This window comes from Pasteurella pantherarum, from assembly GCF_049670885.1.
In the GTDB taxonomy this organism is placed as follows: domain Bacteria; phylum Pseudomonadota; class Gammaproteobacteria; order Enterobacterales; family Pasteurellaceae; genus Pasteurella.
In genome coordinates, this window is sequence record NZ_CP187173.1 from 1,152,750 (window position 1) to 1,178,180 (window position 25,431).

The 25,431-nt window shown below is 42.1% G+C and carries 38 protein-coding genes; 28 read left to right on the forward strand and 10 right to left on the reverse strand.

What is annotated here, in order from left to right; translation table 11 throughout:
* Window positions 1–65 precede the first annotated feature (65 nt).
* The 6 genes from ACPEEM_RS05420 to ACPEEM_RS05445 all read right to left on the reverse strand — a co-directional run bounded on the left by ACPEEM_RS05420 (window position 66) and on the right by ACPEEM_RS05445 (window position 3,778).
* Window positions 66–497, reverse strand: a complete 432-nt coding sequence (locus tag ACPEEM_RS05420) for an A24 family peptidase (protein WP_424408034.1) — start codon at window positions 495–497, stop codon at window positions 66–68.
* 21 nt (window positions 498–518) lie between these two features.
* Window positions 519–731, reverse strand: a complete 213-nt coding sequence (locus tag ACPEEM_RS05425) for a Flp family type IVb pilin (protein WP_424408036.1) — start codon at window positions 729–731, stop codon at window positions 519–521.
* A gap of 97 nt (window positions 732–828) precedes the next feature.
* The gene (locus ACPEEM_RS05430) at window positions 829–1,065 is read right to left on the reverse strand and encodes a Flp family type IVb pilin (protein WP_424408038.1); all 237 of its coding nucleotides are present in this window, start codon (window positions 1,063–1,065) and stop codon (window positions 829–831) included.
* 660 nt (window positions 1,066–1,725) lie between these two features.
* Complete coding sequence (locus tag ACPEEM_RS05435) at window positions 1,726–2,748, reverse strand: site-specific integrase (RefSeq protein ID WP_424408040.1); 1,023 nt, start codon at window positions 2,746–2,748, stop codon at window positions 1,726–1,728.
* A gap of 2 nt (window positions 2,749–2,750) precedes the next feature.
* Complete coding sequence (locus ACPEEM_RS05440; RefSeq protein ID WP_424408042.1) at window positions 2,751–3,203, reverse strand: hypothetical protein; 453 nt, start codon at window positions 3,201–3,203, stop codon at window positions 2,751–2,753.
* Window positions 3,203–3,778 carry a phage repressor protein CI gene (locus tag ACPEEM_RS05445; protein ID WP_424408044.1) on the reverse strand — a complete coding sequence of 192 codons (576 nt, stop codon included), beginning with the start codon at window positions 3,776–3,778 and terminating at the stop codon, window positions 3,203–3,205. The genes ACPEEM_RS05440 and ACPEEM_RS05445 overlap by 1 nt, the downstream gene beginning before the upstream one ends.
* Before the next feature lie 124 nt (window positions 3,779–3,902).
* Between ACPEEM_RS05445 and ACPEEM_RS05450 the strand changes: the two genes are divergently transcribed.
* The gene (locus tag ACPEEM_RS05450) at window positions 3,903–4,115 is read left to right on the forward strand and encodes a hypothetical protein (RefSeq protein WP_424408046.1); all 213 of its coding nucleotides are present in this window, start codon (window positions 3,903–3,905) and stop codon (window positions 4,113–4,115) included.
* Between the two features lie 72 nt (window positions 4,116–4,187).
* Here ACPEEM_RS05450 and ACPEEM_RS05455 read toward each other — a convergent pair whose 3' ends face one another.
* Window positions 4,188–4,430 carry a hypothetical protein gene (locus ACPEEM_RS05455; RefSeq protein ID WP_424408048.1) on the reverse strand — a complete coding sequence of 81 codons (243 nt, stop codon included), beginning with the start codon at window positions 4,428–4,430 and terminating at the stop codon, window positions 4,188–4,190.
* 78 nt (window positions 4,431–4,508) lie between these two features.
* Between ACPEEM_RS05455 and ACPEEM_RS05460 the strand changes: the two genes are divergently transcribed.
* The 9 genes from ACPEEM_RS05460 to ACPEEM_RS05500 are packed head-to-tail and all read left to right on the forward strand — an operon-like array spanning window position 4,509 to window position 9,815.
* Window positions 4,509–4,691 carry a hypothetical protein gene (locus ACPEEM_RS05460; RefSeq protein WP_424408049.1) on the forward strand — a complete coding sequence of 61 codons (183 nt, stop codon included), beginning with the start codon at window positions 4,509–4,511 and terminating at the stop codon, window positions 4,689–4,691.
* Window positions 4,684–5,019 (forward strand): hypothetical protein, encoded by a 336-nt coding sequence (locus ACPEEM_RS05465; protein WP_424408051.1) that lies wholly within the window; start codon window positions 4,684–4,686, stop codon window positions 5,017–5,019. Before ACPEEM_RS05460 ends, ACPEEM_RS05465 begins: the two co-directional genes overlap by 8 nt.
* A complete protein-coding gene (locus tag ACPEEM_RS05470) occupies window positions 5,000–5,200 on the forward strand; it encodes a hypothetical protein (protein ID WP_424408053.1) in 201 nt (66 codons plus the stop codon). Before ACPEEM_RS05465 ends, ACPEEM_RS05470 begins: the two co-directional genes overlap by 20 nt.
* Window positions 5,201–5,214: 14 nt before the next feature.
* Window positions 5,215–5,430 (forward strand): hypothetical protein, encoded by a 216-nt coding sequence (locus ACPEEM_RS05475; RefSeq protein ID WP_424408055.1) that lies wholly within the window; start codon window positions 5,215–5,217, stop codon window positions 5,428–5,430.
* A 3-nt stretch (window positions 5,431–5,433) separates the two neighbouring features.
* Window positions 5,434–5,703, forward strand: coding sequence for a hypothetical protein (locus tag ACPEEM_RS05480; protein ID WP_424408057.1), 270 nt, complete (start codon window positions 5,434–5,436; stop codon window positions 5,701–5,703).
* A gap of 30 nt (window positions 5,704–5,733) precedes the next feature.
* Window positions 5,734–8,127 (forward strand): replication endonuclease, encoded by a 2,394-nt coding sequence (locus ACPEEM_RS05485; RefSeq protein WP_424408059.1) that lies wholly within the window; start codon window positions 5,734–5,736, stop codon window positions 8,125–8,127.
* 13 nt (window positions 8,128–8,140) lie between these two features.
* Window positions 8,141–8,392: a hypothetical protein gene (locus tag ACPEEM_RS05490; protein WP_424408061.1), complete on the forward strand. Its 252-nt coding sequence runs from the start codon at window positions 8,141–8,143 to the stop codon at window positions 8,390–8,392.
* 2 nt (window positions 8,393–8,394) lie between these two features.
* On the forward strand, window positions 8,395–8,928 hold the full coding sequence (locus tag ACPEEM_RS05495; RefSeq protein ID WP_424408063.1) for a phage N-6-adenine-methyltransferase: 534 nt from the start codon (window positions 8,395–8,397) through the stop codon (window positions 8,926–8,928).
* Window positions 8,929–8,960: 32 nt separating this feature from the next.
* Window positions 8,961–9,815 carry a hypothetical protein gene (locus tag ACPEEM_RS05500; protein WP_424408065.1) on the forward strand — a complete coding sequence of 285 codons (855 nt, stop codon included), beginning with the start codon at window positions 8,961–8,963 and terminating at the stop codon, window positions 9,813–9,815.
* Between the two features lie 106 nt (window positions 9,816–9,921).
* Here the strand turns inward: ACPEEM_RS05500 and ACPEEM_RS05505 are convergent, their stop codons facing one another.
* The 3 genes from ACPEEM_RS05505 to ACPEEM_RS05515 all read right to left on the reverse strand — a co-directional run bounded on the left by ACPEEM_RS05505 (window position 9,922) and on the right by ACPEEM_RS05515 (window position 13,102).
* Window positions 9,922–10,185 carry an ogr/Delta-like zinc finger family protein gene (locus tag ACPEEM_RS05505; protein ID WP_424408067.1) on the reverse strand — a complete coding sequence of 88 codons (264 nt, stop codon included), beginning with the start codon at window positions 10,183–10,185 and terminating at the stop codon, window positions 9,922–9,924.
* A gap of 82 nt (window positions 10,186–10,267) precedes the next feature.
* The gene (locus ACPEEM_RS05510) at window positions 10,268–11,287 is read right to left on the reverse strand and encodes a phage portal protein (RefSeq protein WP_424408069.1); all 1,020 of its coding nucleotides are present in this window, start codon (window positions 11,285–11,287) and stop codon (window positions 10,268–10,270) included.
* Between the two features lie 3 nt (window positions 11,288–11,290).
* On the reverse strand, window positions 11,291–13,102 hold the full coding sequence (locus tag ACPEEM_RS05515) for a terminase ATPase subunit family protein (protein WP_424408071.1): 1,812 nt from the start codon (window positions 13,100–13,102) through the stop codon (window positions 11,291–11,293).
* Between the two features lie 213 nt (window positions 13,103–13,315).
* Between ACPEEM_RS05515 and ACPEEM_RS05520 the strand changes: the two genes are divergently transcribed.
* The 18 genes from ACPEEM_RS05520 to ACPEEM_RS05605 all read left to right on the forward strand — a co-directional run bounded on the left by ACPEEM_RS05520 (window position 13,316) and on the right by ACPEEM_RS05605 (window position 25,412).
* A complete protein-coding gene (locus tag ACPEEM_RS05520) occupies window positions 13,316–14,200 on the forward strand; it encodes a GPO family capsid scaffolding protein (protein ID WP_424408073.1) in 885 nt (294 codons plus the stop codon).
* A 3-nt stretch (window positions 14,201–14,203) separates the two neighbouring features.
* The gene (locus tag ACPEEM_RS05525; RefSeq protein WP_424408075.1) at window positions 14,204–15,232 is read left to right on the forward strand and encodes a phage major capsid protein, P2 family; all 1,029 of its coding nucleotides are present in this window, start codon (window positions 14,204–14,206) and stop codon (window positions 15,230–15,232) included.
* A 6-nt stretch (window positions 15,233–15,238) separates the two neighbouring features.
* Window positions 15,239–16,117, forward strand: coding sequence for a terminase endonuclease subunit (locus ACPEEM_RS05530; RefSeq protein ID WP_424408077.1), 879 nt, complete (start codon window positions 15,239–15,241; stop codon window positions 16,115–16,117).
* Window positions 16,090–16,542 carry a head completion/stabilization protein gene (locus ACPEEM_RS05535; protein WP_424408079.1) on the forward strand — a complete coding sequence of 151 codons (453 nt, stop codon included), beginning with the start codon at window positions 16,090–16,092 and terminating at the stop codon, window positions 16,540–16,542. The genes ACPEEM_RS05530 and ACPEEM_RS05535 overlap by 28 nt, the downstream gene beginning before the upstream one ends.
* A complete protein-coding gene (locus ACPEEM_RS05540; protein ID WP_424408081.1) occupies window positions 16,539–17,048 on the forward strand; it encodes a phage tail protein in 510 nt (169 codons plus the stop codon). The genes ACPEEM_RS05535 and ACPEEM_RS05540 overlap by 4 nt, the downstream gene beginning before the upstream one ends.
* Window positions 17,045–17,734: a hypothetical protein gene (locus ACPEEM_RS05545; protein WP_424408083.1), complete on the forward strand. Its 690-nt coding sequence runs from the start codon at window positions 17,045–17,047 to the stop codon at window positions 17,732–17,734. Before ACPEEM_RS05540 ends, ACPEEM_RS05545 begins: the two co-directional genes overlap by 4 nt.
* Window positions 17,735–17,752: 18 nt before the next feature.
* Window positions 17,753–18,880, forward strand: coding sequence for a DUF2586 domain-containing protein (locus ACPEEM_RS05550; RefSeq protein WP_424408085.1), 1,128 nt, complete (start codon window positions 17,753–17,755; stop codon window positions 18,878–18,880).
* A 4-nt stretch (window positions 18,881–18,884) separates the two neighbouring features.
* Window positions 18,885–19,337, forward strand: a complete 453-nt coding sequence (locus ACPEEM_RS05555; RefSeq protein WP_424408087.1) for a phage protein — start codon at window positions 18,885–18,887, stop codon at window positions 19,335–19,337.
* A 79-nt stretch (window positions 19,338–19,416) separates the two neighbouring features.
* Window positions 19,417–19,626, forward strand: a complete 210-nt coding sequence (locus tag ACPEEM_RS05560) for a phage holin (protein ID WP_424408089.1) — start codon at window positions 19,417–19,419, stop codon at window positions 19,624–19,626.
* Entirely contained in the window at window positions 19,613–20,167 is a 555-nt protein-coding gene (locus ACPEEM_RS05565) for a lysozyme (protein WP_424408091.1), read from the forward strand. Before ACPEEM_RS05560 ends, ACPEEM_RS05565 begins: the two co-directional genes overlap by 14 nt.
* Window positions 20,164–20,550, forward strand: coding sequence for a hypothetical protein (locus ACPEEM_RS05570; protein ID WP_424408093.1), 387 nt, complete (start codon window positions 20,164–20,166; stop codon window positions 20,548–20,550). The genes ACPEEM_RS05565 and ACPEEM_RS05570 overlap by 4 nt, the downstream gene beginning before the upstream one ends.
* Window positions 20,456–20,680, forward strand: coding sequence for an Rz1-like lysis system protein LysC (gene lysC / locus ACPEEM_RS05575; RefSeq protein WP_424408095.1), 225 nt, complete (start codon window positions 20,456–20,458; stop codon window positions 20,678–20,680). Before ACPEEM_RS05570 ends, lysC begins: the two co-directional genes overlap by 95 nt.
* Window positions 20,681–20,682: 2 nt before the next feature.
* A complete protein-coding gene (locus ACPEEM_RS05580; RefSeq protein WP_424408097.1) occupies window positions 20,683–20,991 on the forward strand; it encodes a putative phage tail assembly chaperone in 309 nt (102 codons plus the stop codon).
* 8 nt (window positions 20,992–20,999) lie between these two features.
* The gene (locus tag ACPEEM_RS05585; protein WP_424408099.1) at window positions 21,000–21,170 is read left to right on the forward strand and encodes a DUF6890 family protein; all 171 of its coding nucleotides are present in this window, start codon (window positions 21,000–21,002) and stop codon (window positions 21,168–21,170) included.
* 12 nt (window positions 21,171–21,182) lie between these two features.
* A complete protein-coding gene (locus tag ACPEEM_RS05590) occupies window positions 21,183–23,309 on the forward strand; it encodes a phage tail tape measure protein (RefSeq protein WP_424408101.1) in 2,127 nt (708 codons plus the stop codon).
* Window positions 23,310–23,312: 3 nt separating this feature from the next.
* Complete coding sequence (locus ACPEEM_RS05595) at window positions 23,313–23,654, forward strand: DUF2590 family protein (protein ID WP_424408103.1); 342 nt, start codon at window positions 23,313–23,315, stop codon at window positions 23,652–23,654.
* Complete coding sequence (locus ACPEEM_RS05600) at window positions 23,647–24,813, forward strand: baseplate J/gp47 family protein (protein ID WP_424408104.1); 1,167 nt, start codon at window positions 23,647–23,649, stop codon at window positions 24,811–24,813. The genes ACPEEM_RS05595 and ACPEEM_RS05600 overlap by 8 nt, the downstream gene beginning before the upstream one ends.
* Window positions 24,810–25,412 carry a phage tail protein gene (locus tag ACPEEM_RS05605; RefSeq protein WP_424408106.1) on the forward strand — a complete coding sequence of 201 codons (603 nt, stop codon included), beginning with the start codon at window positions 24,810–24,812 and terminating at the stop codon, window positions 25,410–25,412. The genes ACPEEM_RS05600 and ACPEEM_RS05605 overlap by 4 nt, the downstream gene beginning before the upstream one ends.
* The last annotated feature ends 19 nt before the right edge of the window (window positions 25,413–25,431 follow it).

The following is a 25,431-nucleotide window of genomic DNA, read 5'->3' on the forward strand; positions in this document are numbered from 1 at the left end:
TTTTGATCCTTAGTTGTATACTTATGACGATAATAATTTTTGCTAAGCGTAAGCATGGCAAGCAATTAGCTAAACAAAACCAAATTCATTAAAAAACCAAGACTGATCGCCACGCCGTATGGCAAATGGCGTTGTTGAATTGATTTTCTAAAAAAAATCCATCCTATGATTATTAATAATAGTCCCGAACAGGCTGTAAAAAAGAAAAAAGAGATAATTTGTTCGTGTGGAATCGCAAGCATTAATGCGGCAATCAATTTTACATCCCCCGCCCCCATCACGCGGAGATTAAATAACAGGAAACCAATGGCTAATGCAGTCAATGCTGGAAAAATAAAGACTTGTTCGTACTTTATCCAACTCAACGGTAACATAATCAGACAAAGTAAAATGACAATTTTATTGCTAATGATTCTGTATCGAATATCCGTCCAAGACAGTCTGATTAGCAATAACATTGTGAGAAGGTGAAGCGATAAAATAACAAATCCATTCATTATTTTAAACCTTAGTTATGGTTAGTTTATGCCAGAAACAGCATTCGTAACCGTTTTCGATAAAATAGAAAATTGCTCTTTTAATGCAACGAGAAAGCTATTATCACTTGATAAAATACTGACAAGAAATACCGCAACAGCAACCGCAATTAAGCCATATTCAATGCTAGTTACACCTTGATTTGACTTAACAACCTTTTGAAATTTAAAATAAAACCAAGAAAATAAATTCATCTACTGATTAAAAATCCCATGATAACGATTAACTAACCCTCAGTAACTAAGGGTTAGTTAAAGTATATCTATATAGATAATTCATAAAAAATTATGATTAATTGGTAATTTTAGTACCTGCGTTTGTAATGGTGCCTTTTAACGAGGTATTAAATTGATTTTTTAATGAATCAATAAAACCATCATTTTTATAGAATACCGCTACGATTAATACTGCTACTGCTACTGCAATTAAGCCGTACTCGATAGCTGTTACACCGCTTTGGTTTTCTTTGAAACGACGTAAAGATTCTGTTACTGAAATGTATGCTTTGGTAGTTAATTTGTTCAACATTGTATATGCTCCTAATTTTGAAAATAAATAAATGATACTTTTCTACCCTGAAAAGCCTTTATCTGACTTTTAGTACCTGATAAAAAAACGGGTTCTTCATCACTAAATAATCTAGCGCGTATTCTAATTACTTTTTTCTTAAAAAAAAGGAAAAGTTCCACATACAATAACTGGTCGTACCAGATAATAGGCACAAAAAGGCGAAGTTACAAATAAGACATTTATAACTTTATGGCGATTTTTTAGATAAAAACTAAAAAATGGAGGAATGAATTTTATAAAAACAATAAAAAACACCTAAAAAATAGCTGATATTTATTATTGATACAAAAAGTGATTAGATATTCGATTGAAAATCTCGAAGTTGCCTTTTCGCTCATCCTGAGCAAGAAAAATAACAAATAATAAGAAAAGAAAAAAATTTGAAAAGCTTAAATGGTGCCCGAGGCCAGACTTGAACTGGCACGCTTCGAAAAGCGAGGGATTTTAAATCCTTTCTAATATCTTTAAAAATCAATTATTTGCGTAAAAATAACAATTTAGCTATAACGCATATTAGTAAATATTGATGAATGTTAGCGAGTACAGCCACCAAGAAAGCCACAAAAATATAATATGATTTTAAGAAAAGAACAAGGGATTTTTAAAAATAATCCCTTTTTAGCGACGAGTTGAAGGATTTTCAAGCGGGTTTAGTTGTACAGCACTTTCTAAATGCGAGGGGGCAAAGTGGGCGTATTTCATTGTCATTTCAATAGTCGAGTGCCCGAGAATTTCTCTTAGCACTAAAATGTTTCCCCCGTTCATCATAAAATGACTGGCGAAAGTGTGGCGTAAAACGTGCGTCAATTGCCCTTTTGGTAAATCAATGCCCGCCCGATCTACCGCATTTTCAAACGCTTCATAAGCGTCACCGAACAACCGCCCACGACGTAACGGCAGCATATTATATAAGTCAGGGCTGATTGGGATTGTTCTGTTTTTCCCGCTTTTCGTGTTTATATACGTGATCTTATAAGGGATAACTTGCGACTGCTTTAACTGCTCCGCTTCACTCCAACGAGCTCCCGTGGCTAAACAAATACGCGTGATCAAGCCTAAATCTTTATTTCTTGAATTGTCGCATTCGTCAATTAAACGGCGGATTTCATCACCGTATAAAAACGCCAGTTCAGTTTCGTTTTCTTTGAATAGTGAAATTTCACTTAGTGGATTATCGCCCGCCCATTTGCCCAATGATTTTAATTCATTGAACACCGCCCGCAGGTAAGCATGCTCACGGTTGACTGTGGATTGTTTCGGCGGTCGTTTAGGGTCTGCTGAAAATTTGCCCGCAAGGCGTTTTTTGCGATATTCCGCAAAGTCTTGCGTTGTGAATTTATTAGCAGGCGGGTCGCCGAGGTGCGTGCAAAGATTTAATAATTTATTTAAACGGGCTTGCCCGTCGTTCAGCGTTTGCCCGTAAAGTTCGAACCATTCCTGTGCGTAGTGGCTCAACGGGGCAAGATCGTTAGATAACACGACCCGCACTTTTTCGCTTTGCGTCGCATTTTTCGCTTGTTCTTGATTAAAAAAACGGGTCGCTTCTCCCTTGGTTGCAAACCATTTCCGCACCCGCTTGCCGTCGTGATAAAATTCGGCAAGCCATTTCCCGCCTTTGGTATTATCTTTTCTTACGCCCATAATTATTTAACCGAACAATATTTTTTAACTTCACCCCACTGCGATTTTGACAAAGCAACATCATGCGGGCTGATCTCAATCAGTTTTTGTTTTTCAACGTCAAGCACAGTGCCACCAATGTTGAAAATAACCTGTTTTTTCTCTTTGTTAACAGAGAGTTTCAGATCGGTATGCGTGCCGAATTTTGAAGAATTAAGAAAGTAAGCCCCGTTCTTATAGTGCGTCAGTCTTAAAGACGGCTTGCCGTCATCGTAAATAGTAAAGTCTGGGGCGTCAGGGCTATCAAATAAATCACAGTACATAGTCAAGTCAAAATAATCCCGTTCAGGGTCGTCACCGAAATAAATCGAAACTGTGGGCTTATCATTCATTGAACCGCCACTGATTAAAAGTGGGGAATAGTCTTTAGCGAAAACAGAAAGCGGCAGTAGTGCAAGCGTGAGCGTGCGTTTCATTAGCATTTCTCCATTTTTAAAATCACTTTCCCTTTGATCTCAATATCAGCAAGATCGCACTCAAACGAGAATTTCCCCCCGTCTACACGCACCTTGCCCGCAGGCAACACGGTTAAATAGCGGATTAAGTGCGAGTTTTCCACTAAAACGAAGTATTCACCGTCGGTCAGTGTGTCGTAATTCGGATTAATAAAAAAAGTACGTTTGTTTTCGCTTACGCAAAATAACTGTTCATAACTTGCACGGCTTTCTAAGCGTGGAAGAAAGTTCAGTAAAAACGGCTTGTTTGCGTCTATGAATAGTTTTCCGCTTTCTAAATTGAATGAATGAAAATATTTCATATTCATAGAGTCATCAAAAATCGGTTCAATCCCCCGTGCTACATATTCGAGCCTTGCCCCTGTTTCCATAACACAACGTATAACAAGTTCAGCAGGGAAAATACCGCGAGAACCCCACGTTGCAAAAGTACTTTGCGGAATTGTTAAATGTTTAGCGAGATCGATCTGTTTAGTAAACCCATAAGCTTTTTTGATCCGTTCTATGACTTCCTTGCCGCCTATAAAATCGCTCATAAATACTCCTTAATCTCAAATACGATAAATTTACTATTGAATATCGCAAATGAAATATAGTAATATAATATTGCAAATGCGATAAATGTTAGTATTCGTTAATATTCAATAGAGGTTATACAGTATGCAAGAGCAAAAATCAATTTGTATAAACATACAGTTAGATACGCCATTCGTTACCAAAGACGAATATAAGAGAAGAACGGGCTTGCCAATGGGGACAATCAACGATCAGTTGAAAAAAGGGAAATTGCCAACCGTTCCACGAAAGTCGCCAAAAGAAAAAGTGCTAATCAATTTGATCGCACTGGCAGAGCAAGCGGCAGTTCAGCAATAAAAAAAACCGCACAAAGTGCGGTCAAGTTTCAAAAAGTTTTAGGGGTAAGACTTATGCATAAAATCATCATTATCAATTCTTCAACAGATCCACAAGATAAGACTCAATCGCCACGGCTATTTGCGGATCTGTTTCAGCAATTACGTTCACTTTCTCAAGAAGTTCCTGCTCAAGTAAATCAACAAACCGCGGGTCAGTGCGAGCAAGGGAGCGAATTAGAGAGCGATTTAACGTTTCTAAAAATGCCACTTTTAAAGACAACACCCGCAAGTGTTCTGTTACCGATCCGCGAGTTTCTGATTTCTGATCAAACATATCAAGACTACCTTAATTTTCGTAATGCAATTTGGGAATTATGCAACGAAGAATACCGCAAAAATAGGGAGATTCGCAATGCAATTCTTACCCGACTCAATACGAAATGAAGAAAGCGAAGCACGATCGCTTTTAAAAAACAGAATCAACGAAACGCAAACAAGAGTACAGCAAGTTAAGAAAATCGCACTATATAGCCAAGACAAACAAGGCAAAAGAACGCTAGAGGGGGCGATTGTATGGGGGATTAGTTATGGATAAAGAAGTCGCAGAAGCAAGGGATCGAGCATTGGCTAGCGGCAGAAAAGAGTTACACGTCAGTAAGTATCCCGTAGAGCGTTTTTTTGACCGCATGCCATTAGATGAACGCAAAATTATCTTTGCACTAGCAAAAGTCGAATTGACAGACCGAGTTAACCCGAATTGCCCGCCCCTTTATTTGAGGGATTTTACAGAAGACGGGCAAACCAAAATCGCAAAAGCGTATCGAAAGATTAGAGAAATGGCAACAAGATTGCCCCCAAGTATAAGAGAAAGTGATTTTAAATTAATTGATAAAGGAGTGAATTATGCAAACCGCAAATATTAAAGTGAATGTAAAAAAAGCCAACGAATTAATGTTTTATTTCAAAGACAGCCACGACTGCTTTCTCACGCTTGCCAAACAGTCGAAAAACATTGCAGAGCGTGTGCAACACGCAGAAAAAGCCAGTCTTTGCCGTCGCTACTACAAAAACGCGTCAGACTTTGCACGCATCGCCACGCACTAATTAGGAGGGTGAAAATGGAAGACACTGTGATTATTGAACTGCCCCGCCCTGTTCGAACCGCTCAACACGGCGAAAAGTATTATTTTGTAGCGGGGGGAAAAGTGAGTTCATTGATCTTTGATGAAAGGTCGCACTTAGAACGAATGATGTTGAATTTAGGACTGCTATTTAGCACAAAAAGCCGTGCAGAAAAGTGGGTAGGGTTAAAAGAGCGAGCTTTAAGAGGGTAAAAAATGGAAAGCCATATCATCGAACTATCAAATAAATATCAATTAAAAGCAACCGACGATTGCTTTGTACTTTATCAATTAAATTTAAAAGACGACGGCACGTGGGAACGCATGAAAGCGTACACCACAAGATCCCCCGACTATTTACTGGACACGCTGATCCGCTTAGAACTTCAAAGCGAAGAGGTGGAAACGTTAGAGAACGTGGCAAAAACTATTCAAGCTATGCGTTCAGAGTTAAGAGAAGCGATTAATATCGGTCGCACTGAATAATAAATCAATTCATACAAAAAAGGCGTTTTAATGAATAATTTTAATAATACACAACACACAGCGGGGGCGAGCAATCGCACACCCGCTTGTGCGTTTGTTTGGAATTATGAAGAAAACGCCCGACTTGTTGACGAGCGTCGTCATCAGCAATTTTTACAACAAAAAGCCCATTACGATTCTGTACATAAAACCGCAGAACCAACCCCGCCAGAATCAGCCCGCACAGAGTTACAGCTTGAATTATTCAAGACGTCGCCGCAAAGCTATGATCTTGTTGAAAGGCTGATTTCAAACTTGCCCCGTAGTCGTCAGCGTGAATATTTCCGTAAGCTTTATTTGAAAACCTATAGATCCGTCAAAGATGACGGCTCAATCGCTTTTAAAATGGGGAATATTCAGCGTCGCACAGCAAATATTTTCTTGCGTGATATTTTGGAAGACCGCTTGCAAAAAGTGTTCAAGTGCTACCGCATTAATGTTTCTTACCTTGTGGCGTTCGGGCGTAATCTTCCGCAGTGGAAGCAAGATCTAGAGCATGAAATTCGAAATGAATTAGTTGTCGTTGAGCCCTCTCCATTAATAAAAATCGTTGAAGAAAGACTCAAGCAAGCAGAAATTGAGGGGGAATTAGAATCAGAGCTTAGCGAAGAAGAAAAATCTTGCCGATTATTAAAAAACGAAGAGCGTTATTCCCGTGCAGAGCGTCAAAAATCGTCACTGCCCTTTTATCTTATTACAGAGAAAAAGTTAGAAGAAATCGCCCGCATGATTGCGACAGCGTTCGAGCAAGAGCTTATTTCATTTATGTATGAGTTAGCCCCGCAGGCGGAGGAAATCGGCACACAGGGGGTAAGAGATGCGTTTTTAACATTATATGAACGCTTGGGCAAAATTTGCCATGAAATCGGATTCCCTGCCCCGTCTTGGGAAATGAAAAAAAGCCGTCTAACGGGTGAAAAGCTAGATATTGCATTGCGGAAAATCGCTTGCGAGAAATACTGGTTGCGAGTCATGACGCGTACACAAAAACGCATGATAGAACACGTTGCGATTGCGTGCGGGGAAGTGAGAAAGCACGCAAGCACTTATATTTCGTTCGACGGATTCCGCAGTCATCAAACACAAATTAGAAAGAATTTTGATTATTTAAAATCCATGGTTGTTGAGAATATCGACAACCCCGAGGAACAATTAGAGCTTATAGATATGTTTCGCGGTTCGTCGTCAAATCCCGATGTACGTCGTTTTGAAATGATGAACCGCCTTAACGGCTTAGAGCAGTGGGCAGAACGTGAAGAACACGAAGCATTGTTTTTAACGTTAACTGCCCCGTCGTCGTTTCACGCCACACACAGCACGGGCGACTTTAACAAAAAATGGGAAGGGGCAAGCCCACGTCACACTCAAGCTTATTTAAATAAAGTTTGGCAACAATACCGTGCATTGTTAGCAAAACGCAAAATTAAATTTTATGGCATGCGTGTGGCAGAACCGCACCACGACGGCACCCCGCACTGGCATTTGTTGGTTTATGTAAAAGCCGAGCATAAAGACGACGTGATCCAATTGTTCAAGAAAAAAGCCCTTGAGCAAGACGGCACAGAACGTGGAGCGTTAAAACACCGTTGCAAAGTTGAAGAATGCGACAAAGAAAAAGGCAGTGCCACTGCCTACATTGCTAAATACATTTCAAAAAATATTAATGGTTTCGCATTAGACGGCGAAACGTCAGATGAAAATCCGAATTTATCGCTTAAAGACAACGCACAGCGTGTGCGTGCGTGGGCGAGTATTTGGGGTATTCGTCAATTCCAATTTTACGGTGGGGCGTCAATCAGTGTTTGGCGTGAGTTGCGTCGCTTGGTCAGCGGACAAGCAGACGACGAAATCATAGAAAAGGCGAGAGCTTGTGCAGATGTGTCTTGCTTTGCGTCTTATATCGAAATCCAAGGCGGGGCAATGGCAATGCGTAAAGACCAACCGATCAAACTTAATTATATCGAAACAGACGAAAACAAATACGGCGAATCACGCAAGAAAATTCAGGGGGTAGAAAACAAAATAAGTTTTAAAACCGTTGTTACTAGACTTAAAAAATGGGCGATTAAACGCCGCCCTGTTTCGCATAGCGAAACACAAGAAAGCACGCATAGCGTGCCTTGGACTTGTGTCAGTAACTGTAACCGTCTAGAAGTTGAGCAGAAGATTAAAAATGCGGTGGCACCGATCAGATTGCCATTAGCTCAAAGTCAAATTGAATATTTAATGAGCGGAAAACCGCTTTTATTAAATGACAGGGCAAAAATTCAAGTGGTGAATGATGACGTTGTTATCACTGATCCACTCAAAGAACGCGTGGAGCGTGAAAGTGCGGGTAAATCGCACCTTGATCGCTTGCGTGAAATACCAGTTTTTTTTAACTAACAAGGGGTAAATTATGGAAAAAGTAGAAATTACAAAAGAGTTTTTTAATTCTTTAATGAAAGATAGAGAAAGATTGAATTTCATTGAGTGTTATAGAGTGAGAATTATTGAAGATAAGCCGGGTGAAAACGGCGGATTCGAACTATCACATTGTAACGGTGAAGAAGAACAAATCTTATCTGATTTAGTGTATTCAAAAAGCGTAAGAGAGGGGATAGATCGGATGATAGAGTATCAGAAAAATATTGAGAAAAAGGAAGTTTAAAAATGAATTTATCTAAAACAAACAAAAACGATAAGGACTTGTGGGCGACCCCTTGGTGGCTTTTTTTCTTTGCTGAATATTATTTCAATATCAAATTTGATTTAGACGTCTGTGCCATGGCTCACAACACAAAAGTGAAAAAATACATTACGCCCGAACAAGACACGTTAAAAACCATGTGGGGCGGTCGCCGTTGTTGGTTTAACCCGCCCTATTCTAACCCGCTACCATTCGTTATGCGGGCGGTAGAAATGGCAACACTACACCGCAAAACGGTGGTGATGTTGTTAAACGTTGATAATTCTACAAAGTGGTTCAATTTGTGCGTGCGAAACGCAAAAGAGATCGTTTATATCACAGACAAGCGGGTGCCATTTATTCACAACGGCACAGGCGAGGAAATAGATCAGAATAACAAGGGGCAAATGCTAGTGTTATTTGCCCCAGACAACCCGCTAGATACGCTGAAATCTAGCTATATTTCTATGCAGAAAATGAAAGAAATTGGCGAGAAAGTGGGAATTAAAAAGCAATAAAACAATAAAAATAATAATAAATAGAGGTAACAATGAAAAAACAAAAGTACAACCAAGCTCCACTTCCCTTTATCGGACAAAAAAGAATGTTTTTAAAACATTTTACAAACATTTTAAACGAGCAGATAAAGGGAGATGGCGAGGGTTGGACGATTATTGACGCATTCGGGGGGAGTGGCTTATTAAGTCATACGGCAAAGCAGTTAAAGCCAAAAGCAAGGGTGATTTATAACGATTTCGACGATTACACGAAACGCCTAGAAAATATCGACGATATTAACAAATTGCGTAGATTGATTATTGCCGCCTTGGCAGAGGTTGAACCACAAAAGAAATTGCAAGACGACGTGAAAAAGCGTGTCATTGAGATAATTAACAGGTTTGACGGCTTTATTGATGTGCATATTTTAACAAGTTGGTTGTTATTTTCAGGCAAGCAATGCGGGACAATTGAGGAGTTTTATCGGAAATCATTTTATAATTGCGTCAGAAAGTCAGATTATCAACGTGCAGACGGCTATTTAGAGGGCGTCGAAGTCGTTAAAGAAAGTTTCCACACGCTACTACCCCGCTTTTATCACGAAGAAAAAACAATTTTTGTCTTAGATCCGCCCTATCTTTGCACAAAACAGGAAAGTTACAGGCAGGAGACTTACTTTGATTTAATCGACTTTCTAAGATTAGTCAGTCTTGCCCGCCCGCCGTTCATTTTCTTTAGTTCAACAAAAAGCGAATTTATTCGTTTTATTAATTATTTGATTGAACATAAAAAAGACAATTATTTGTCATTTGAAGATTATAAACGCATTGCCGTTAAAACAAGCATGAATGGTATGGGCGGGGGGTATGAAGATAATCTAATTTATAAATTGGGGGAGTTAAGATGATATACGAGCCGTTTAAGCATTTGCCAAGATTTAAAAAAGGCGGGTACGATTTACCGCCCCCGCCGCCGAAAAAAGACTAATAAAAAAGGGCTTAAATGCCCTTTTTTCATTTTTGTAATATTTTTATTAGTTTTTGTTTTTTTTCAGATGAACATAGTTTGGCAGTTTGTTCTAATACCCCATCTTCTATTAACAGGCTTGTTTGCGTAGTGTGACTAAATTCAAGATTCATCACGAAATGATGATTGCACGCCGAATTTTTACAGGTGCAATATAACTTTATGAATTCTGCGTGTACTTGAGTTACGGAGCGTGTGATTATAGCTTTAGAGTTGCAGGCTTTACAGGGAATATTTAGCGTTTGACCCATTTTTTAACAATCCTTTAACCGTTGGAAATTTAAGCCTATTCTATCAAATCCCTGTTAATTTATACAGTCTAATAAGCCGTTTTTATTCCTTTTTTTCTGGTTGTTTAAAATTGATTTTTAAAGCCTTTTTAATTTCAGGGTCATTATTGATCGATTCCGCAATAATTTCTTGAAGGGGTCGCACTTCATCGGCTTGATACGCCTCACGGATTTTAAGCGGGTCGCCAAGCCCTGCCGTGTTTACGGGAATAATACCGCTCAAACCTGGTGGGAAACGGTGCGAAGTTAACACGTCTTGAGCAGAAATATTTTTAATGTTGGCGAATTCGTCTTTTTGCCCCGTATCCCCGATCGGGATCACTTTTAAGCCGTTCGGGTCGCCCCCCGCTATATTGACGAACATTGAGCGAAAGTTCCCCACGCCCTTGGAATCACGGATTTTTTCGGCAATTTCGCTTTCTAAATCTTCCGTCATATCGGGATCCGTTGAATAAAGAATAAAGCCCATGTGGGCTCCGTTTGAATAATAACGACGGCGAAATACAGTAGCATCCGAGTTAAGCAGAGCAGATGTAATCCCGCCCACGTAGTCGGGCGAGCCGTACACTTGTTGCATGGGGTCATATAATTTAATAAAAATCACGTCGTTTTTGTTGTATTCGTAAATTTCTGCGTTTGTGTCGTAGAGTGATTTTTTCATTAAATATTTGTAGTTGCCGTCTTTACAAACCCGTGTATAAAGCGACGACAACACGTGCAAGCGTATCACTTGCCCAAAGCCGTTGCGGATTTTCAATAGTGCCACGTCGCCGAATTGGATCAGGTTTAAACACAACGCCCGCATATCCATTTTTGAAAGCAACGCCCCGCCTAGATAGCCCGCACTTACCATATTTGCTCGGCTATGCAAAATCCCGCCGTGTTGAGCGTTTTGGTGCGGTAACTTGGCGAGAGCGTGGCGATTGATCGGGGGTGTAAAGCAGTTGTAAGTATCATCATGCATAAGCCCCACGTAGTCTAACGCAGGAGACGCGGTGTAAGAGAAACTCTCATGTATTGGAATAATAGACGTGCTTTTAATTTGTTTTTCTTGTGTAGTCATTGTTTACATTCTCCAACCACGCCCCTTGCGACGAGGTTTATCTGTTAAAGGTTTATTATTAATTGCATTTGCGATCGCAAAGAAAACATCCGCGTGTTGCGTTTTCACTGTGCGTTCGGCGGTAAATGTCATCGTATTGCCGCTTTTCGTTGAGGTGTGTTTAATCATTAAAAACGACGGCACAATATCCCGTTCGTTTTCATCCCATTCTATTTGTTCGTGTTCCACTAAATCATGGACTTTTAGCACCATTTCTGTTTTCGATTCGGGGTTATAAACCAGTGGTACGGCTTTTCTGCCCGCAAACTCTTTCACTTGTTCATAAACGCCGTAGCCCACGCCCGTGGCGTCTATGCCGATATACGTCATATTATATTTTTCGAAAAGTTGCTTAATCTGCGACGCTTGATACTTATAAGAAAGCCCGTTCCATTGGTAGCGTGCTAATACCCTGTATTTCTCTTTCAGAAGAGCGGGCGGGGCGACAATGACAAAACTTGCCCCGTCGCCACTGTGTGCGGGATCATACCCGCCCCACACTTCCCGCCCGCCAAAGGGGCAGTCGTCGTTCGGGTTGTAGTCTTTCCATTTGGCAATATCAACACCGCATTTTAATAGCTTTTTAATATTAAAAATTGAATCCGCATCATCAATCCACACGCACATAAACAATTGAGCAAAGGCATATTTGCTATACTTTTGTTTCAGTGCGTCAATGTCGAAAAGCACGCCCGCCCCGCCCTTGAGTGCGTCTTCAATCGTGATTACATAACGCCACGTGCCGTCGGGGCATACCCGCCCGCCGTCGCGTAATTCTTCAAAGCTTGGGAAGACCACGTTTGCCCGTTTTGGGTCGCCCTCTTTCCACATATCGCCCGACCAGAACGCATAAGACGGGTGAAATTTAGAAGACGGCGTGGAAAAATAAGTTTCACGCCAGTGCTTATGCGTCGCCATGGCTGAAGATACGGTGTTGAACCGCTCAAAATCCCTGATCCAAGCGTATTCATCGCCGTAAACATGCCCGCTATTCCCTTGCGACGTGTTCGCATTGGTCGCTAAAAAGTGCAATTCGGCACCGTTGCTTAAAATAATCGGACTGCCCTTTAATTCCACGTCGAAATATTGCCGAGCCATTTTGATAATATACGTTTTAAAAATTTCGGCTTGTCGTTTAGAGGCAGATAAGAATATTTGATTATCGCCTGTTAAAATGGCGTCTTCTAATGCTTCAAAAGCGAAATAATACGTAGCCCCAATTTGTCGCGATTTAAGAATATTCCGCACGCTATTATGCTTATTTGCACGGCAGTGCTTCTGATAGTCAAACAGCGAATCAACGAAAGGTTGCATCATGTCTGGGGTAACGTGTGAAATGTCGTTTTTCGCCCGCTTTTTGCTTTTCTTTTGCTTGCTTTCGTTGCCGTCGCCCGAATCGCTAAAATCGCCGAAACTTTCCGAAAACGTCACCGCACTTTTCACTGGCGTTTGTGCTTTTTTCGCCCGTTGCTTTTTATACTCAATATCTTTGTCGATCAATGCCTCAAGTTCTTTGATTTCTTGATCTGTTTTGTTTTCCCGTTCCGTGAGCGTGATAATGCGTAATGCGATCAGTTCTTCAATGCCGTTTTCATTAATCAAATTCCGCCAATTGTATTTTTCCGCCCAGTAGTAAATCGGGCGGGCAGAATTAAGCCCCAATTCTTTTGCGATCTCATTCGGCGTGCATTTCTTCAAATAAAGAAATTTAGCCGAGTAAATCACTTCATCGTCATAGCGTTTTGTTTTTCTTATTCGTAGCTTTGACTGTGTCATTTTCCCTTTTTCCTTGTGTTTTCGGGCTATTTTGGCAGTAAAGACAAAGGGTTAAAGCATAAAAAAATCGGCTATTACGCAACAAACCCGCAATAACCGCCTATAACCGAAAATAACCGATTTTCCCTTGCTGATTTATCCATGAAATTTCGTAAGACTAGGGCAATACATTTGGGCAATACATTTGTTTTAAGCAAATTCAGGTAAAGAGAAATGGGAAACAAAACCGAATTAATTACAGATTTTGTGTGCGTGGCAACGTCAGGAAATACGATCGACGGTCGTCATATCGACGCTCAAGATCTTAAAGATATGGCGGAAGCGTACGACCCCGCAAAATATACAGCGGTCATTTGGTGGGAACATTGGCGTTGGCGTAATTTCGGGCGAGTGGTCGAAGTGAAAGCCGAAGACGGCGAAGACGGCAAAACCCGCTTATACGCACGTATTGCCCCGTCGCTTGAAATGATCGAATTAAACAAAGACGGGCAAGGGCTTTTTACAAGTATTGAAATTACACCGAATTTTGCCAACACAGGAAAAGCGTATTTGAGCGGTTTAGCGTTCACAGATCAGCCTGCGAGCCTTGGCACAACACAGCTCAATTTCTCAAAACGCATTAAAGATGACAGCGTAAAAGTGGGCAATTGTGAGCAATTGGACTTTTCAAAAATCACGTTTTCACAAGATGACACACGTGAAACCTTACTTAATAAATTTTTTAATCTAGGGAAAAAACTGTTTAGCACTGAAGAGGCGGAAACAGAAAATCCCGCAACCAATCCCGACAACAATAATAAAAAAGAGGAAAACGAAATGACCGAAGAACAGTTCAACAAGCTGATCGGAGCGGTGCAAGGCTTGGGCGAGAAAATCGACAAGCATTTTAGCGTACAGCAACAGCCAACAGCACAAACGCAGGAAGAGCCGAAAGCGGAAGAAAAAACCGCAGAAAACGGCGTAACCGCAGAACAATTTAATAAGCTTATGCAACAAGTGGAAGACTTGGGCAATAAGTTTAATCAAGCGTTAACACAAGAGGTGACGCAAGTGCCTAACGGCGAAGCAGTAAAACAAAAGTTCAACATGGCGATTTAAAAGATGAATAAAACAGCACAAGAATTATTTTATAGCTTAATCGGCGATGCTGCCGAGTTTTACGGTGCAAAACCTGATCTTGCCATTGCGGGCAAGCAATTTAGCATTGAGGCACCAAAAGAAAGCGTTTTATTAGGGTCGATTCAGGCACGATCTAACTTCTTAGACAAAATCAATTGCGTTTTAGTGAAAGATATTAAGGGGCAATTGATCTACGGTGCGACAGAAAAAGGCATTACAGGTCGCAAGGCGGACGGTCGCTATACTGCGACACTGGACGCGTCGGGCTATGTTTATGAATGTCAGCCGACAGATTCAGGCGTGCTGATTCCGTGGGCGAAGTTAGATCAGTGGGGGCATTTAAAAGACAAATTCGCGTCATTGTATGCCGAGTTTGTACAAAATCAAATTGCCTTGGATATGATCAAAATCGGCTTTTATGGCAAGTCAATTGGCACAAATACCAGTGATGCAAATTTAGCCGACGTCAATAAAGGGTGGATCCAATTCGTGCGTGAAAATAAATCTACACAGATTTTAACGCAGGGTGCGAACAGTGGCGAAATTCGCTTATTTGGCGAAGGGGCGGACTATGTCAACCTTGACGAGTTGGCGTATGACTTAAAACAAGGCTTAGACGCACGCCACCGAGACGCAGGCGATCTTGTGTTCTTAGTGGGTGCGGATTTAGTCGCAAAAGAAGCAAGCCTTGTTTACAAAGGTAACGGCTTAATTGCGACAGAAAAAGCGGCATTAAATACGCACGATTTAATGAAATCCTTTGGCGGTATGCCCGCAATGATCGTGCCGAATATGCCCCCGCGTGCGGCGATTGTGACCAGTTTAAGCAATCTTTCAATCTACACGCAAGAGGGTTCAATGCGTCGAGGAATGAAAGACGACGACGACAAAAAAGCGGTTCGCGATTCTTACTATCGTAACGAAGCTTACGCAGTAGAAGATTGCGGAAAATTCATGGCGGTTGACTTTGAAAAAGTGAAGTTATCCGACGGCAAAGGAGCGTGGAAGTAGTCAAAAATGGGTGTACGCGAATTTCAAGAGCAAATCAGAGCTTTACAACAGATAGAGCAAGCGACAAATAACGGCACGTTACAACATGAAGTTATTGCACAACACGGCAATGATTACAGCGTGTTAGAAATCGCACTTGCAAATGATGTCAATGCAATTCGCGTAATCCCCACGCTTGAGCTTAGAGCAGAATATAAACGCAACCGCTTTTTACCAAAGTGGTTGCCGTTTGTTGAGGAATATTTAGAGAAAAAAACGGTTTATCAGAATGATTATTTTGCTTATTGCATTATCTATTTATTTGACGTGGGGGACTTTGATCAAGCTTTACGATTGGCACAGATCGCAATCGAACAAAAGCAGAATCTGCCGAAAGGCTTTAGTTCCACTTTACCGACTTTCGTCGCAGATCAAATTTTTAATTGGGCGAATAAAACAGCAAGTGCGGGCGGTTCAGTTGAGCCATATTTTACGCAAACTTTCGAAAACGTGGCGACGAAATGGCAGTTGCATGAAATCGTGAAATCGAAGTGGCTAAAAATGGCTGCAGCACTGCTTTTAAGAAATGAAAACGGCGAAGTTAAGGCGTCGGGCATTGATGACCCCGACAGCCTGATCTTAGCAATTAAATTGTGCATTCGGGCGTTTCAGCTCAATCATAAAAGTGGCGTTAAAAACATGATTGAGCGGTGTTATATGCGTTTAAATGCACTTGAAAAAGAGGGGAAATTTACCCCAAACGAGCTTACCCCATTGCCTGCACTTAGCTTGGAAACGGTCGAAATTGATTTTTCAGACGTGATAAAAAAGCTAAGTTGCGGGCAACCTAACAACGATCACAAAGAAGAAGTAAAAGAATGTTCAACGGCAGAAATCAACAGCTAGAAAATACTGTGATTTTAAACAGTGGATTTTGGGCGGACGTCAATATTGGCGAGTTTCAAAAAGAAAGAAATATCCCGCTACAAATGCCCGTTGAGACAGTGAAATCCGCACTTGTTACTGCTATGCAAGAGTTGGAGCTTGATTTAAAAGAGGTTGAGCAACGCTATAAAACTCAAGGTATTAACGACGTGAGCGAAATTGGCGAAAGCACGGTGAACAATGAAAACCCCGTGCAAACACTGTATAAAAAGGCAGTATTCGCAAGAGCAAAAGCGGATTTATTACCCGAATTTTTCGCTATTTCTGCTCGCGAAATTCATCAGAACAGAGAATACGTAGAAGAGCAGAAAAGTTTATTAGCCGAGGCAACGCGAGCGATTCGCACGCTAAAAGGCAAAAAGCGGGGATCGGTGCATTTACTATGAAAATGCTTTATCAACAATTAACCGAGTTTTTACTTACGAAGTTGCCCGAGCGTTATTACGCCCATTTTCATTCTTGGATTGAAAACGGGAAATTGCTTAATCAAGGCAAGCGGGTGACAGATGTAGGCATTGAGATTGCTCATATTCAATATGACGCCGTTTTATTTTTTGACGAGTTCCCATTTCGGGAAATTTCAGCTCAAAAAATCATGGCGTATATTCAAATTTGGCTAAATGAAAACGACAGCTTACGCGATGTCTTAGACGAATATGAAACGCCGTTTGAGTTAGAAATTATTAATGATGACGTTGCCGATCTTACGTTTACCCTTACTTTTCAAGAGCCGTTAACCGCAGTTGAAGATGAAGACGGCGAGATTGAAATAGACGGCAAAAACTATCGCATTGATGATATTGAAATCAATCTTGTGAGTAGCATTGATCTTATTTATCACGCCCCCAAAGCGAGGCGAGATGACGCATTAAAAGAAACGATAACGTTATGAACACGGCAATGAAAATGGGCGTCAATCCCGACGATTTACGCCGTTTTTTAAAAGATTTAACGCTTTTAAATATTCCGCCGAAAAAGAAAAAAGAAATTCTAATCCGAACGTTACAAGAAATGAAAAAACGGTCGGTAAAAAGTGCAAGCAATCAACGAACCCCCACGGGGGCGGGTTGGAAGCCGAGAAAAAACGGCACAGCGAAGATGTTACGCAAAATTGCAAAACTGTTAAATTCGCAAGCCCAGTCAACGAACAAAGCACGATTACGCTACAAGCAGAAACGCACCGCACAGATCGCAGAAGAACACCAAAGAGGGCTAGATCACGAATTTGAAAAGCGGGATTTTAAGAAAGAGCCAAGCGGGACAGCGAAAGACCCCGCAACCATGCGACAGGCTAAGAAGTTGCGTGATCTTGGCTACACTGTGCCGAGCGGGACAACGAAAAGCGGGAAAAAACGCTATCGCAAACCGAGTGCAAAGGAAATTGTCGCCACACTTTCACGGGCGAAAGCGAGCTTGCTAATCCGCTACTTTCAAGAGAAAGAGGGAAAAGGCAAAGGCAAGGGCTTAACGAAATGGATTATTCCGACTGAAAAACGCCCGTTCTTAGATGAACGGGACAACGAAAACGCCGAAATTTTAAAAGCATTTATTTTGAAATTATCGGGCATTGAAAAATAACAATAAGAGGATCAAGCAATGTTCCCAAGTGTACAGATTAATACGCTTAATCTATTAAGTGGCGAAGTAAACGAAATTGAACGCCACGCTTTATTTGTCGGGGTAACGACACAGCACGAAACAAAGCTAACGAGCATTACCCCCGACAGTGATTTTGACAAGATTTTTGAGCATGCCCCCGAGCTGAAAAAGCAAGTGCGATCGGCAATGCTTAACGCAGGGCAAAACTGGATCGCTCACGTGATGATTGTTCCGCAAGACAGTTTCGACTTTGCAAAAGCGGTAAAAAGTGCAAATGAGGTGGCGTCTTTTGAATATGCGGTAAACACACACGCAACGGGCGTGGATAAAGAGGCAATTAATAAATTACAAGAGCTATACGTTGAGTTATTAGCAAAATTGGGTCGCAGAACCTTTTTTATTCAAGCCATTGGCGGGATTAATCCCGATGAGAGCGAGGGCGAAACGTGGGCGACGTATGTACAGAAATTAACGACGTTGCAACAAACCGTTGTTGCCGACCATGTCATGCTTGTGCCGTTGCTTTTCGGCAATGAAGTGGGCGTAATTGCGGGACGTTTGGCGAATCGTGCAGTAACCGTGGCAGACAGCCCCGCCCGAGTGTTAACAGGGGCATTGTTGGATTTAGGCAGTGCCGAAAAACCAAAAGACAAAGAAAGCGTTTTACTTGACTTGTCGCACTTAAAATCACTTGAAAAAGCCCGCTATTCGGTGCCGATGTGGTATCCCGATTACGACGGCTATTATTGGGCGGACGGTCGCACGTTGGACGTTGAGGGCGGCGATTATCAAGTGATCGAGAATGTGCGAGTTGTGGACAAAGTGGCACGCCGTGTTCGCTTGTTAGCGATTCAAAAAATAGCGGATCGTTCGTTTAATTCCACGGCGTCAAGCACCGAGTTTCACAAAAACTATTTTGCTAAGCCAATGCGTGAAATGAGCAAATCAGCAACAGTTAACGGCAGAGAGTTCCCAGGGGAATGCATGCCGCCAAAAGATGACGCGGTAACGATTGTTTGGCAGAGCAAAACGAAAGTCACGATTTATATTAAAGTTCGCCCGTATGACTGCCCGAAAGAAATTACGGTAAATATTTTCTTAGATTTAGAAACATTAGGAGATTAAGCAAATGGAAAGAATTAGTGGCATGAGTTTTGATTTTTACGTGTTGGGGTTTCCCGTTCACGCTGAATCAATTTCATTGAGTATCACGGATAATTCTGCCGTAGCTCAAACCCGCGGGATCCCTGATGGTTGGGTTTCGGGTGATGTGAGTGCAGAGGGTGAAATTGAGCTTGATTCTAAAAACTTTCAGAAATTAAGTGCGGCAGCTGCGGCGGCAGGCAGTTATCGTTCTATTCCAGAAAGTGATTTTACTTTCTTTGCACAACGTGGCGACGTGCGAGACAAAGTGGAGGCGTTCGGGTGCAAGATGTTGATCACTGATGTGTTGAATATCGACCCGAAAGGCGGGGCGAAATCAACAAAGAAAATCAAATATTTTGTAACAAGCCCAGATTTTATCCGCATTAACGGCGTGCCGTATCTTTCACAAGATGACACGCGGGACTTAATCGGATAACGCAGATTTTAGCGAACGACCGCCAATAATAACAATAATAAAGTGCGGTCGTTTTGCTAAAAGTTTTGAGGTTAAGTAAATGTTTAAAAATACAGAACACAACGCATTTTTTGGTTCCGCCGTGGCGGGATTTTTCGCCCAGTTAAGTTGGGGCGATCTTGGGGCAATTTTCGGGATTTTATTCGGCTTGGTGACAGTGTTAACAAATTGGTATTTCAAGCATAAGGAAGACAAGCGAGCGGAAGAATCATTAAAAATCATGCGAGAAAAATACAATGAGAAAAAGTAAAGGTTTAGCCGTGGGGTGTGCGATTGCGTTGATTATCGCAATTGTGAAAACAGATAAAGAAATTCACACAAGCACAAACGGGCTTGCATTAATTACAGACGCCGAGGGGTGTGTAAGAAAAGGTTATCAATGCCCCCGCGACGTGTTAACAGTGGGCATTGGTAGCACGCAGGCAAGCGGGCAGAAAATCGAAGTTGGCAAAGTTTATTCAAATGAAGAAATTGCCCAACGCTTTGCGTATGACGTGAAAATCGCAGAAATGTGCGTTAAACAGCATTTTAACGGGCGTTACATGAACGCTAATCAATTCGATGCGATGACGTCGCTTGCGTTCAATGTAGGGTGTGAAAATATCAAAAGTTATTACAGCCCACGCTTAGGCAAGCGGGTTCAAACAACGATTCATAAACACGCACAAGAAAAAAACTTTTCCGCCATGTGCGATCGTATTGTGGATTTTAAACGGGCGGGCGGTCGAGTGTTGCGAGGCTTGCAAATTCGACGAGAGAAAGAAAAGGCTCACTGCTTGGAGGCGAAATGAACATAAAAAATTATGTTATTTTTGTTTTACTGTTCTTTTGTACAGTGCTTTTTATTGGTGCGAGCTATTACAAAAGCGAATACAAAGCGACTGCACAAACGCTGAAAGCACAAATTCAGCAAAGCGAAACACAGCAAAAAAGCATTAAAAACTATGAAAGAAAACTTAACGCCTTAACGCATAAGCTAACACAAGCAAGCGAACGGGCAGAACAAAGAAACACAGAATTAAACAAGGTGCTAGACAATGAGAAAGTTAAGAGTTGGGGCGATCAGCTTGTGCCTTTTGATGTGCGTCGCTTGTTCAACGAACGACACAGCGACAGCGGTCAAGGTCATTTGCCCGAAAACGACAGAATGCCGAGCAGAAAGTCTGAACATTAAAACAAACAGCAATTTAGCACGGGCGTTAGAACACGCACTTAATCGAGTGGAAATGTGCGTTATCGCATATGAAAACACGCATGAATGTATCAACGATTTTAACAACAAAGCAGAAACAAAAGGTAAATAAAAATGGAAAAAACACAAGCTCAAGCACTTTTAGAAAAATTAAACGCAGGCTTAAAAGACAGTGTGATCGTTAACGTGGCGGGCGTTGATTTTAAATTTAATCGTGATAACGCAGCATACGACACAATGATCAATGAAATTGATTCAGACAATAAAATCACGCCGATCAAAGATTATTTATTAGCAATCATTGATCCGTCGCAGAAAGACGACTTTTTACAAGTGATCAACGTCGCAGGATTGGCAATTCAAGTGGCGGGGGCAGTCAATAAAGTCTTTGTGCCAAAAATTGAAGTTACTGTAAAAAACTAAATCAGCGTGTGAGTGCAATTGAACGCAACGGCTTATCGCAAGCCGTTGCATTACGTATGCACTACTTACCACACGCAGAGAATACAGAGCAGAATTTAGCGAGAGCCTTATGGCTGAATAAGCAGTTTTTCGAAAATCTAGCAAATGCAGTCGCAAGCGGGATCGCAAAATGTTTTTAATTAAGGTCTAGTATGGCAGTTCAGGGCTTAGAGTATGTAATTAGCCTTGTCGATCAAGTGAGTGCCCCCCTCAAGGGCGTGATGAAGTCGATCGATGATATAGGCGACCGCGGCAAAAGTGCGATGATTAAGATCGGGGCGGGGATCGGTGGAATCGTGGCGGCGGGTGTTGCATTACAAAGTGCGATTGCCCCCGCAATTGAGATGAACCGTGCGATCGGTGAGGTGCGGTCTTTGTCAGTTGCGGAAGAATCACTAAGAAAACTCACAGATACCGCCCTTGAGTTTTCGTCACAATACGGCGAATCAGCAACAGCGTTCGTTCGTTCTTCTTATGATATTCAATCTGCGATTGCAGGTCTTCAAGGCGATGAGTTAGCCGAGTTTACAAAAGCTTCTAATTTACTTGCGAAAGGCACAAAAGCCAACGCAAGCACAATTACCAATTACATGGGGACGATGTACGGCATTTTTGAAGAAGACGCAAAAGCAATCGGCAATGCAAACTGGGTGCAGGAAATCGCAGGAAAAACCGCCCTTGCGGTGAAAATGTTTAAAACGTCGGGCGACGGTATGAGTGCGGCGTTCACGTCAGTCGGGGCGGCGGCGAAATCAGCAAGAATTGACGTAGCGGAGCAATTCGCGGTGTTGGGTTCATTACAAGCAACCATGAGCGGTAGCGAGGCGGGAACAAAGTATAAGGCGTTTTTAGCGGGTGTGGGCAACGCCCAGAAGGCGTTAAACCTACAATTTACCGATTCAAACGGCAATATGCTAGATATGATCAGCATATTGAACAAGATCAAGGGGAAATTCGGCGACACGTTAGAGCTTGCAGAATCCGACGCACTCAAAAAAGCATTTGGCAGTGATGAGGCAGTGGCGTTGATTAAGTTGCTTTTGCCGAAAGTGAATAATTTAAAAGGGTCGATTCAAGAGCTATCAAACGTTAAAGGCATGGAAGACTTGCAGAAAATGGCACAGGCAATGACGGATCCATGGGCGAGATTTTCGCAAACGCTGAATAACGTTAAAACAGCGATCGGCACAGAGGTGTTGCGAGTGATTGAGCCGATCGCAAATAAAATTGCTGATCTTGGCACTGATTTTGTTAAGTGGCTTTCGACTTATAAAAATATTGCCCGTTGGATCGGGTATATCGTCGGAGCATTAATTGGGCTTACCGCTTTAACAGCGGGGCTTACGTTGATGAGTGGCGTTATTTCCGCAATCGGGATCGCATTCAGCGTGCTATTTAGCCCAATCGGGGCGGTGATTGCATTGATCGGGGCGGTTGTGTTTGTGGTGTATAAATTCCGTGCAGAATTTGCAAGTTTTATTAAAGGTGTCTTGAAAGGCTTTAAATCAGTTGGGGTGTCTTTCGAGCCGTTGTATCACGCATTCGGCAAGCTTTGGGAAAAAATAAAAAGCATTGGGCAAACTATCGCATTAGCGATCGGCTTGTTCGGCGGGGCGACGGATTCAATGAATACGTTTTCAAGCGTGGGCGAAGCCGTGGGCTATGTCATTGCGTCAGCGTTAGAAATTGTGGTTGGCATGATAGAACTGGTGGCGTCGAACTTAGAAATGGCAATTGATATTTTCGCAAAAGTGGCAAAAGCGTTGTTCAACATGTGGCAAGGCGTGGTCAAAGGTTGGCAAGAAAGCGACCCTAAGCAGATTTTCGGGGCATTGGCAAATGGCGTGAGTGAGATTTTCACAACGCTTTTTGCGGGCATAAAAAATATGTTTATCAAAACCATTAACTGGGTGATTGAGCAAGCGAACAAAGTAAGTGGCACGTTCGGGCTAGAAATTCCGCTAATTCCAATTGTGAGCGATAAAACCGCCCCGCTTGCTGATTTTACACAAACAGCGACCCTTGCCACGCAAATTGCGGGGCAGACAATCAGTGCATCAGGCAACCCGCAAGCACAAGGCGGGCAAGTGTTCGCCCTTGGGGCAAACGCACAGCCAACACGCACACCAATGGCGGGCGGGTCAGTGAGTAAAAATTTAACCACGAATCAAAATATTAATCGTTCAGTCAATATTAGCGGGGGCGTTGTGGTGCAAGCCGATGATCCGAGCAAGTTTGAGCAGTGGTTGCGGGATCGTGAGCAGTTAAGTGCGGGGTGATAAATGACAACAAAGAAATTATATTTTGACTTATTAATCACGGGGGAAGATTTAACGCTAGATAGCGGCAATCAGCCCGTTATTTGTGATAACCGAGTATCTATCGCACAGGATATAAAACACGCAATTATTGAAAGCGGACTCGCTACCCTTTTAATTGCAGAACGTAGCCGTATTTTGCGGAGAGATATTATCTTGCAAATGATTTTACTTGTTGAAGAAGACGCCCGACTGATCCCTGGAACGATTTTTATTGACGACGAAGATCAGGGGCGGTTGCGATTAACGGCGGAAACGTACGATTTCGGGAAAATTGACAGTTTGGGGATTTTATTAGATGACTGATTTTAAACAGATGTTAGAAGAAACGGGGCTACCGACGGAAGAAACACAAATCCGCCAAAAGTTTGAACAATTAACAGATGAGGCGGGATTAATCACTAACACGTCGAAAATGTCGCCATTTTGGCGGTTGGTGACAGCAATTGCGGTTAAGCCCGTGAAGTGGCTTACTGATCACTTAATTGTTGAGATTTTGCCGAATCTGTTCGTTAAAACCGCTAAAGATAAATGGCTACAGATCCAAGCGTGGCAAGTGGGCTTGGATTTTAAAGACGCCACAAAAGCCCAAGGGGTGATCCATTTCACAAAAGAAAGCGACTTAACCGATCTCACAATCAAAGCGGGAACGGTGGTGCAAACAGAGCGAATTAATGACGTGATTTTTCGTTTAATCGTCACTGAAAATACAATTATCCCCCGCGGGACACTCACTGCCCCAGTGCCCGTTGTGGCAGAACATGCGGGGACGGCGTATAACTTGGCAACGGGCTATTACCGCATTTTAGCGGAAAATATCACTGGCATTGTGAAAGTGGAAAACTTAGATGATTGGCTCACAAAACCAGGTGCGGACAGAGAAACAAACGACGAATTACGCGAGCGTTATCGCACGCAATTCGCAAGCGTGGGACAGCATCATATTGATAGTGTTTATCGTGGAATGATTGCGAAAGTGGCGGGCTTATCCGTTGACCGCATTTATTTTAAACACGACGCCCCACGGGGGCCCGCAACCGCTAACGCATATTTGTTGCTTGATACTGGCGTCGTCAGTCAGCCGTTTTTAGACGTGGTGAATGATTATGTACAGACAAAAGGCAATCACGGACACGGCGACGATCTGATCTGCTATGCCATGCCCGAAACGCAACACGCCATCACTTGCACGATTTACTTTTCGCCACGTCTTGCCATTGGTGAAGTGAGAAAAAACGAAATCAAACAAGACGTGGAGAATATGATCCGTTGTGCATTTCGTGAAAATCGCAATTATAACGTGACGAAAGTTTACCCGTTTTCACGCTTTAGTTGGTCGAAGTTAGGCGAGGAAATCCACGCAAAACACAGTGATATTGATTCTATTGTTTGGGGTCAGCAGGATATTAAAAGCGAACTCACAATACCCCGCATTCAATCATTAACAGTGGCGGTGTCGAAATGAAAATAAAATTGCCATTTTGGATGGACAAAGGCGAATTAAGCAAGATTGCTCAGCTTTTCGAAAAGTGGTGGGCGTATGTGTTAAATGCGGTGAAATTCCCTTTTAATATTTTAGATGAAGAAAAGTGCGGTGAAAAAATCCTTAATTTAATCGCCTATCAACGTGATGTTGAACGGTTCGACGGTGAGCCGATCGAGCTATTTAGAAAGCGGGTGAAATATGCGTTTTTAAATGCGAAGGACGCAGGCAGTAAAGCGGGATTTATTCGCATTTTTGAACGTTTGGGCATTGGCTATGTGGAAATTACGGAGCGTTTCGACGTTGAGAATTGGGACGTTATCAAGATTCATTTAAGCGATTCGCAGTTAGCGAAAAATCACGAGCTTTTAAACTTGATTATTCGCAAATATGGTCGCACGTGCCGACGTTATACTTTTGAAGTGATCTCAAAAGAAAAAATCACAATCAAACAGGGTGAGTTTAATCACGATTACGAATGCCACGCCGTGAAAATCAACGTAGCATCACACGAAAGCAACGGGCGGGAAAATCGCGGAGAAGGTGGGCTACTTTCATTTTTAGGTTGGCCTTTTTCTTAATAAACCGATTAAAAATAAT

Excerpts from the sequence above, each read along its gene's own strand:
- ACPEEM_RS05510 (WP_424408069.1), bottom strand. The coding sequence starts at position 11,287 with ATGACTACACAAGAAAAACAAATTAAAAGCACGTCTATTATTCCAATA.
- ACPEEM_RS05485 (WP_424408059.1), top strand. The coding sequence starts at position 5,734 with ATGAATAATTTTAATAATACACAACACACAGCGGGGGCGAGCAATCGC.
- ACPEEM_RS05465 (WP_424408051.1), top strand. The coding sequence starts at position 4,684 with ATGGATAAAGAAGTCGCAGAAGCAAGGGATCGAGCATTGGCTAGCGGC.
- ACPEEM_RS05505 (WP_424408067.1), bottom strand. The coding sequence starts at position 10,185 with ATGGGTCAAACGCTAAATATTCCCTGTAAAGCCTGCAACTCTAAAGCT.
- ACPEEM_RS05450 (WP_424408046.1), top strand. The coding sequence starts at position 3,903 with ATGCAAGAGCAAAAATCAATTTGTATAAACATACAGTTAGATACGCCA.
- ACPEEM_RS05525 (WP_424408075.1), top strand. The coding sequence starts at position 14,204 with ATGAATAAAACAGCACAAGAATTATTTTATAGCTTAATCGGCGATGCT.
- ACPEEM_RS05540 (WP_424408081.1), top strand. The coding sequence starts at position 16,539 with ATGAAAATGCTTTATCAACAATTAACCGAGTTTTTACTTACGAAGTTG.
- ACPEEM_RS05520 (WP_424408073.1), top strand. The coding sequence starts at position 13,316 with ATGGGAAACAAAACCGAATTAATTACAGATTTTGTGTGCGTGGCAACG.
- ACPEEM_RS05495 (WP_424408063.1), top strand. The coding sequence starts at position 8,395 with ATGAATTTATCTAAAACAAACAAAAACGATAAGGACTTGTGGGCGACC.
- ACPEEM_RS05475 (WP_424408055.1), top strand. The coding sequence starts at position 5,215 with ATGGAAGACACTGTGATTATTGAACTGCCCCGCCCTGTTCGAACCGCT.
- ACPEEM_RS05430 (WP_424408038.1), bottom strand. The coding sequence starts at position 1,065 with ATGTTGAACAAATTAACTACCAAAGCATACATTTCAGTAACAGAATCT.
- ACPEEM_RS05530 (WP_424408077.1), top strand. The coding sequence starts at position 15,239 with ATGGGTGTACGCGAATTTCAAGAGCAAATCAGAGCTTTACAACAGATA.
- lysC (WP_424408095.1), top strand. The coding sequence starts at position 20,456 with ATGTGCGTCGCTTGTTCAACGAACGACACAGCGACAGCGGTCAAGGTC.
- ACPEEM_RS05565 (WP_424408091.1), top strand. The coding sequence starts at position 19,613 with ATGAGAAAAAGTAAAGGTTTAGCCGTGGGGTGTGCGATTGCGTTGATT.
- ACPEEM_RS05420 (WP_424408034.1), bottom strand. The coding sequence starts at position 497 with ATGAATGGATTTGTTATTTTATCGCTTCACCTTCTCACAATGTTATTG.
- ACPEEM_RS05470 (WP_424408053.1), top strand. The coding sequence starts at position 5,000 with ATGCAAACCGCAAATATTAAAGTGAATGTAAAAAAAGCCAACGAATTA.
- ACPEEM_RS05435 (WP_424408040.1), bottom strand. The coding sequence starts at position 2,748 with ATGGGCGTAAGAAAAGATAATACCAAAGGCGGGAAATGGCTTGCCGAA.
- ACPEEM_RS05480 (WP_424408057.1), top strand. The coding sequence starts at position 5,434 with ATGGAAAGCCATATCATCGAACTATCAAATAAATATCAATTAAAAGCA.
- ACPEEM_RS05440 (WP_424408042.1), bottom strand. The coding sequence starts at position 3,203 with ATGAAACGCACGCTCACGCTTGCACTACTGCCGCTTTCTGTTTTCGCT.
- ACPEEM_RS05580 (WP_424408097.1), top strand. The coding sequence starts at position 20,683 with ATGGAAAAAACACAAGCTCAAGCACTTTTAGAAAAATTAAACGCAGGC.
- ACPEEM_RS05425 (WP_424408036.1), bottom strand. The coding sequence starts at position 731 with ATGAATTTATTTTCTTGGTTTTATTTTAAATTTCAAAAGGTTGTTAAG.
- ACPEEM_RS05600 (WP_424408104.1), top strand. The coding sequence starts at position 23,647 with ATGACTGATTTTAAACAGATGTTAGAAGAAACGGGGCTACCGACGGAA.
- ACPEEM_RS05460 (WP_424408049.1), top strand. The coding sequence starts at position 4,509 with ATGCAATTCTTACCCGACTCAATACGAAATGAAGAAAGCGAAGCACGA.
- ACPEEM_RS05535 (WP_424408079.1), top strand. The coding sequence starts at position 16,090 with ATGTTCAACGGCAGAAATCAACAGCTAGAAAATACTGTGATTTTAAAC.
- ACPEEM_RS05550 (WP_424408085.1), top strand. The coding sequence starts at position 17,753 with ATGTTCCCAAGTGTACAGATTAATACGCTTAATCTATTAAGTGGCGAA.
- ACPEEM_RS05595 (WP_424408103.1), top strand. The coding sequence starts at position 23,313 with ATGACAACAAAGAAATTATATTTTGACTTATTAATCACGGGGGAAGAT.
- ACPEEM_RS05490 (WP_424408061.1), top strand. The coding sequence starts at position 8,141 with ATGGAAAAAGTAGAAATTACAAAAGAGTTTTTTAATTCTTTAATGAAA.
- ACPEEM_RS05455 (WP_424408048.1), bottom strand. The coding sequence starts at position 4,430 with ATGTTTGATCAGAAATCAGAAACTCGCGGATCGGTAACAGAACACTTG.
- ACPEEM_RS05570 (WP_424408093.1), top strand. The coding sequence starts at position 20,164 with ATGAACATAAAAAATTATGTTATTTTTGTTTTACTGTTCTTTTGTACA.
- ACPEEM_RS05515 (WP_424408071.1), bottom strand. The coding sequence starts at position 13,102 with ATGACACAGTCAAAGCTACGAATAAGAAAAACAAAACGCTATGACGAT.
- ACPEEM_RS05445 (WP_424408044.1), bottom strand. The coding sequence starts at position 3,778 with ATGAGCGATTTTATAGGCGGCAAGGAAGTCATAGAACGGATCAAAAAA.
- ACPEEM_RS05555 (WP_424408087.1), top strand. The coding sequence starts at position 18,885 with ATGGAAAGAATTAGTGGCATGAGTTTTGATTTTTACGTGTTGGGGTTT.
- ACPEEM_RS05590 (WP_424408101.1), top strand. The coding sequence starts at position 21,183 with ATGGCAGTTCAGGGCTTAGAGTATGTAATTAGCCTTGTCGATCAAGTG.
- ACPEEM_RS05545 (WP_424408083.1), top strand. The coding sequence starts at position 17,045 with ATGAACACGGCAATGAAAATGGGCGTCAATCCCGACGATTTACGCCGT.
- ACPEEM_RS05500 (WP_424408065.1), top strand. The coding sequence starts at position 8,961 with ATGAAAAAACAAAAGTACAACCAAGCTCCACTTCCCTTTATCGGACAA.
- ACPEEM_RS05560 (WP_424408089.1), top strand. The coding sequence starts at position 19,417 with ATGTTTAAAAATACAGAACACAACGCATTTTTTGGTTCCGCCGTGGCG.
- ACPEEM_RS05605 (WP_424408106.1), top strand. The coding sequence starts at position 24,810 with ATGAAAATAAAATTGCCATTTTGGATGGACAAAGGCGAATTAAGCAAG.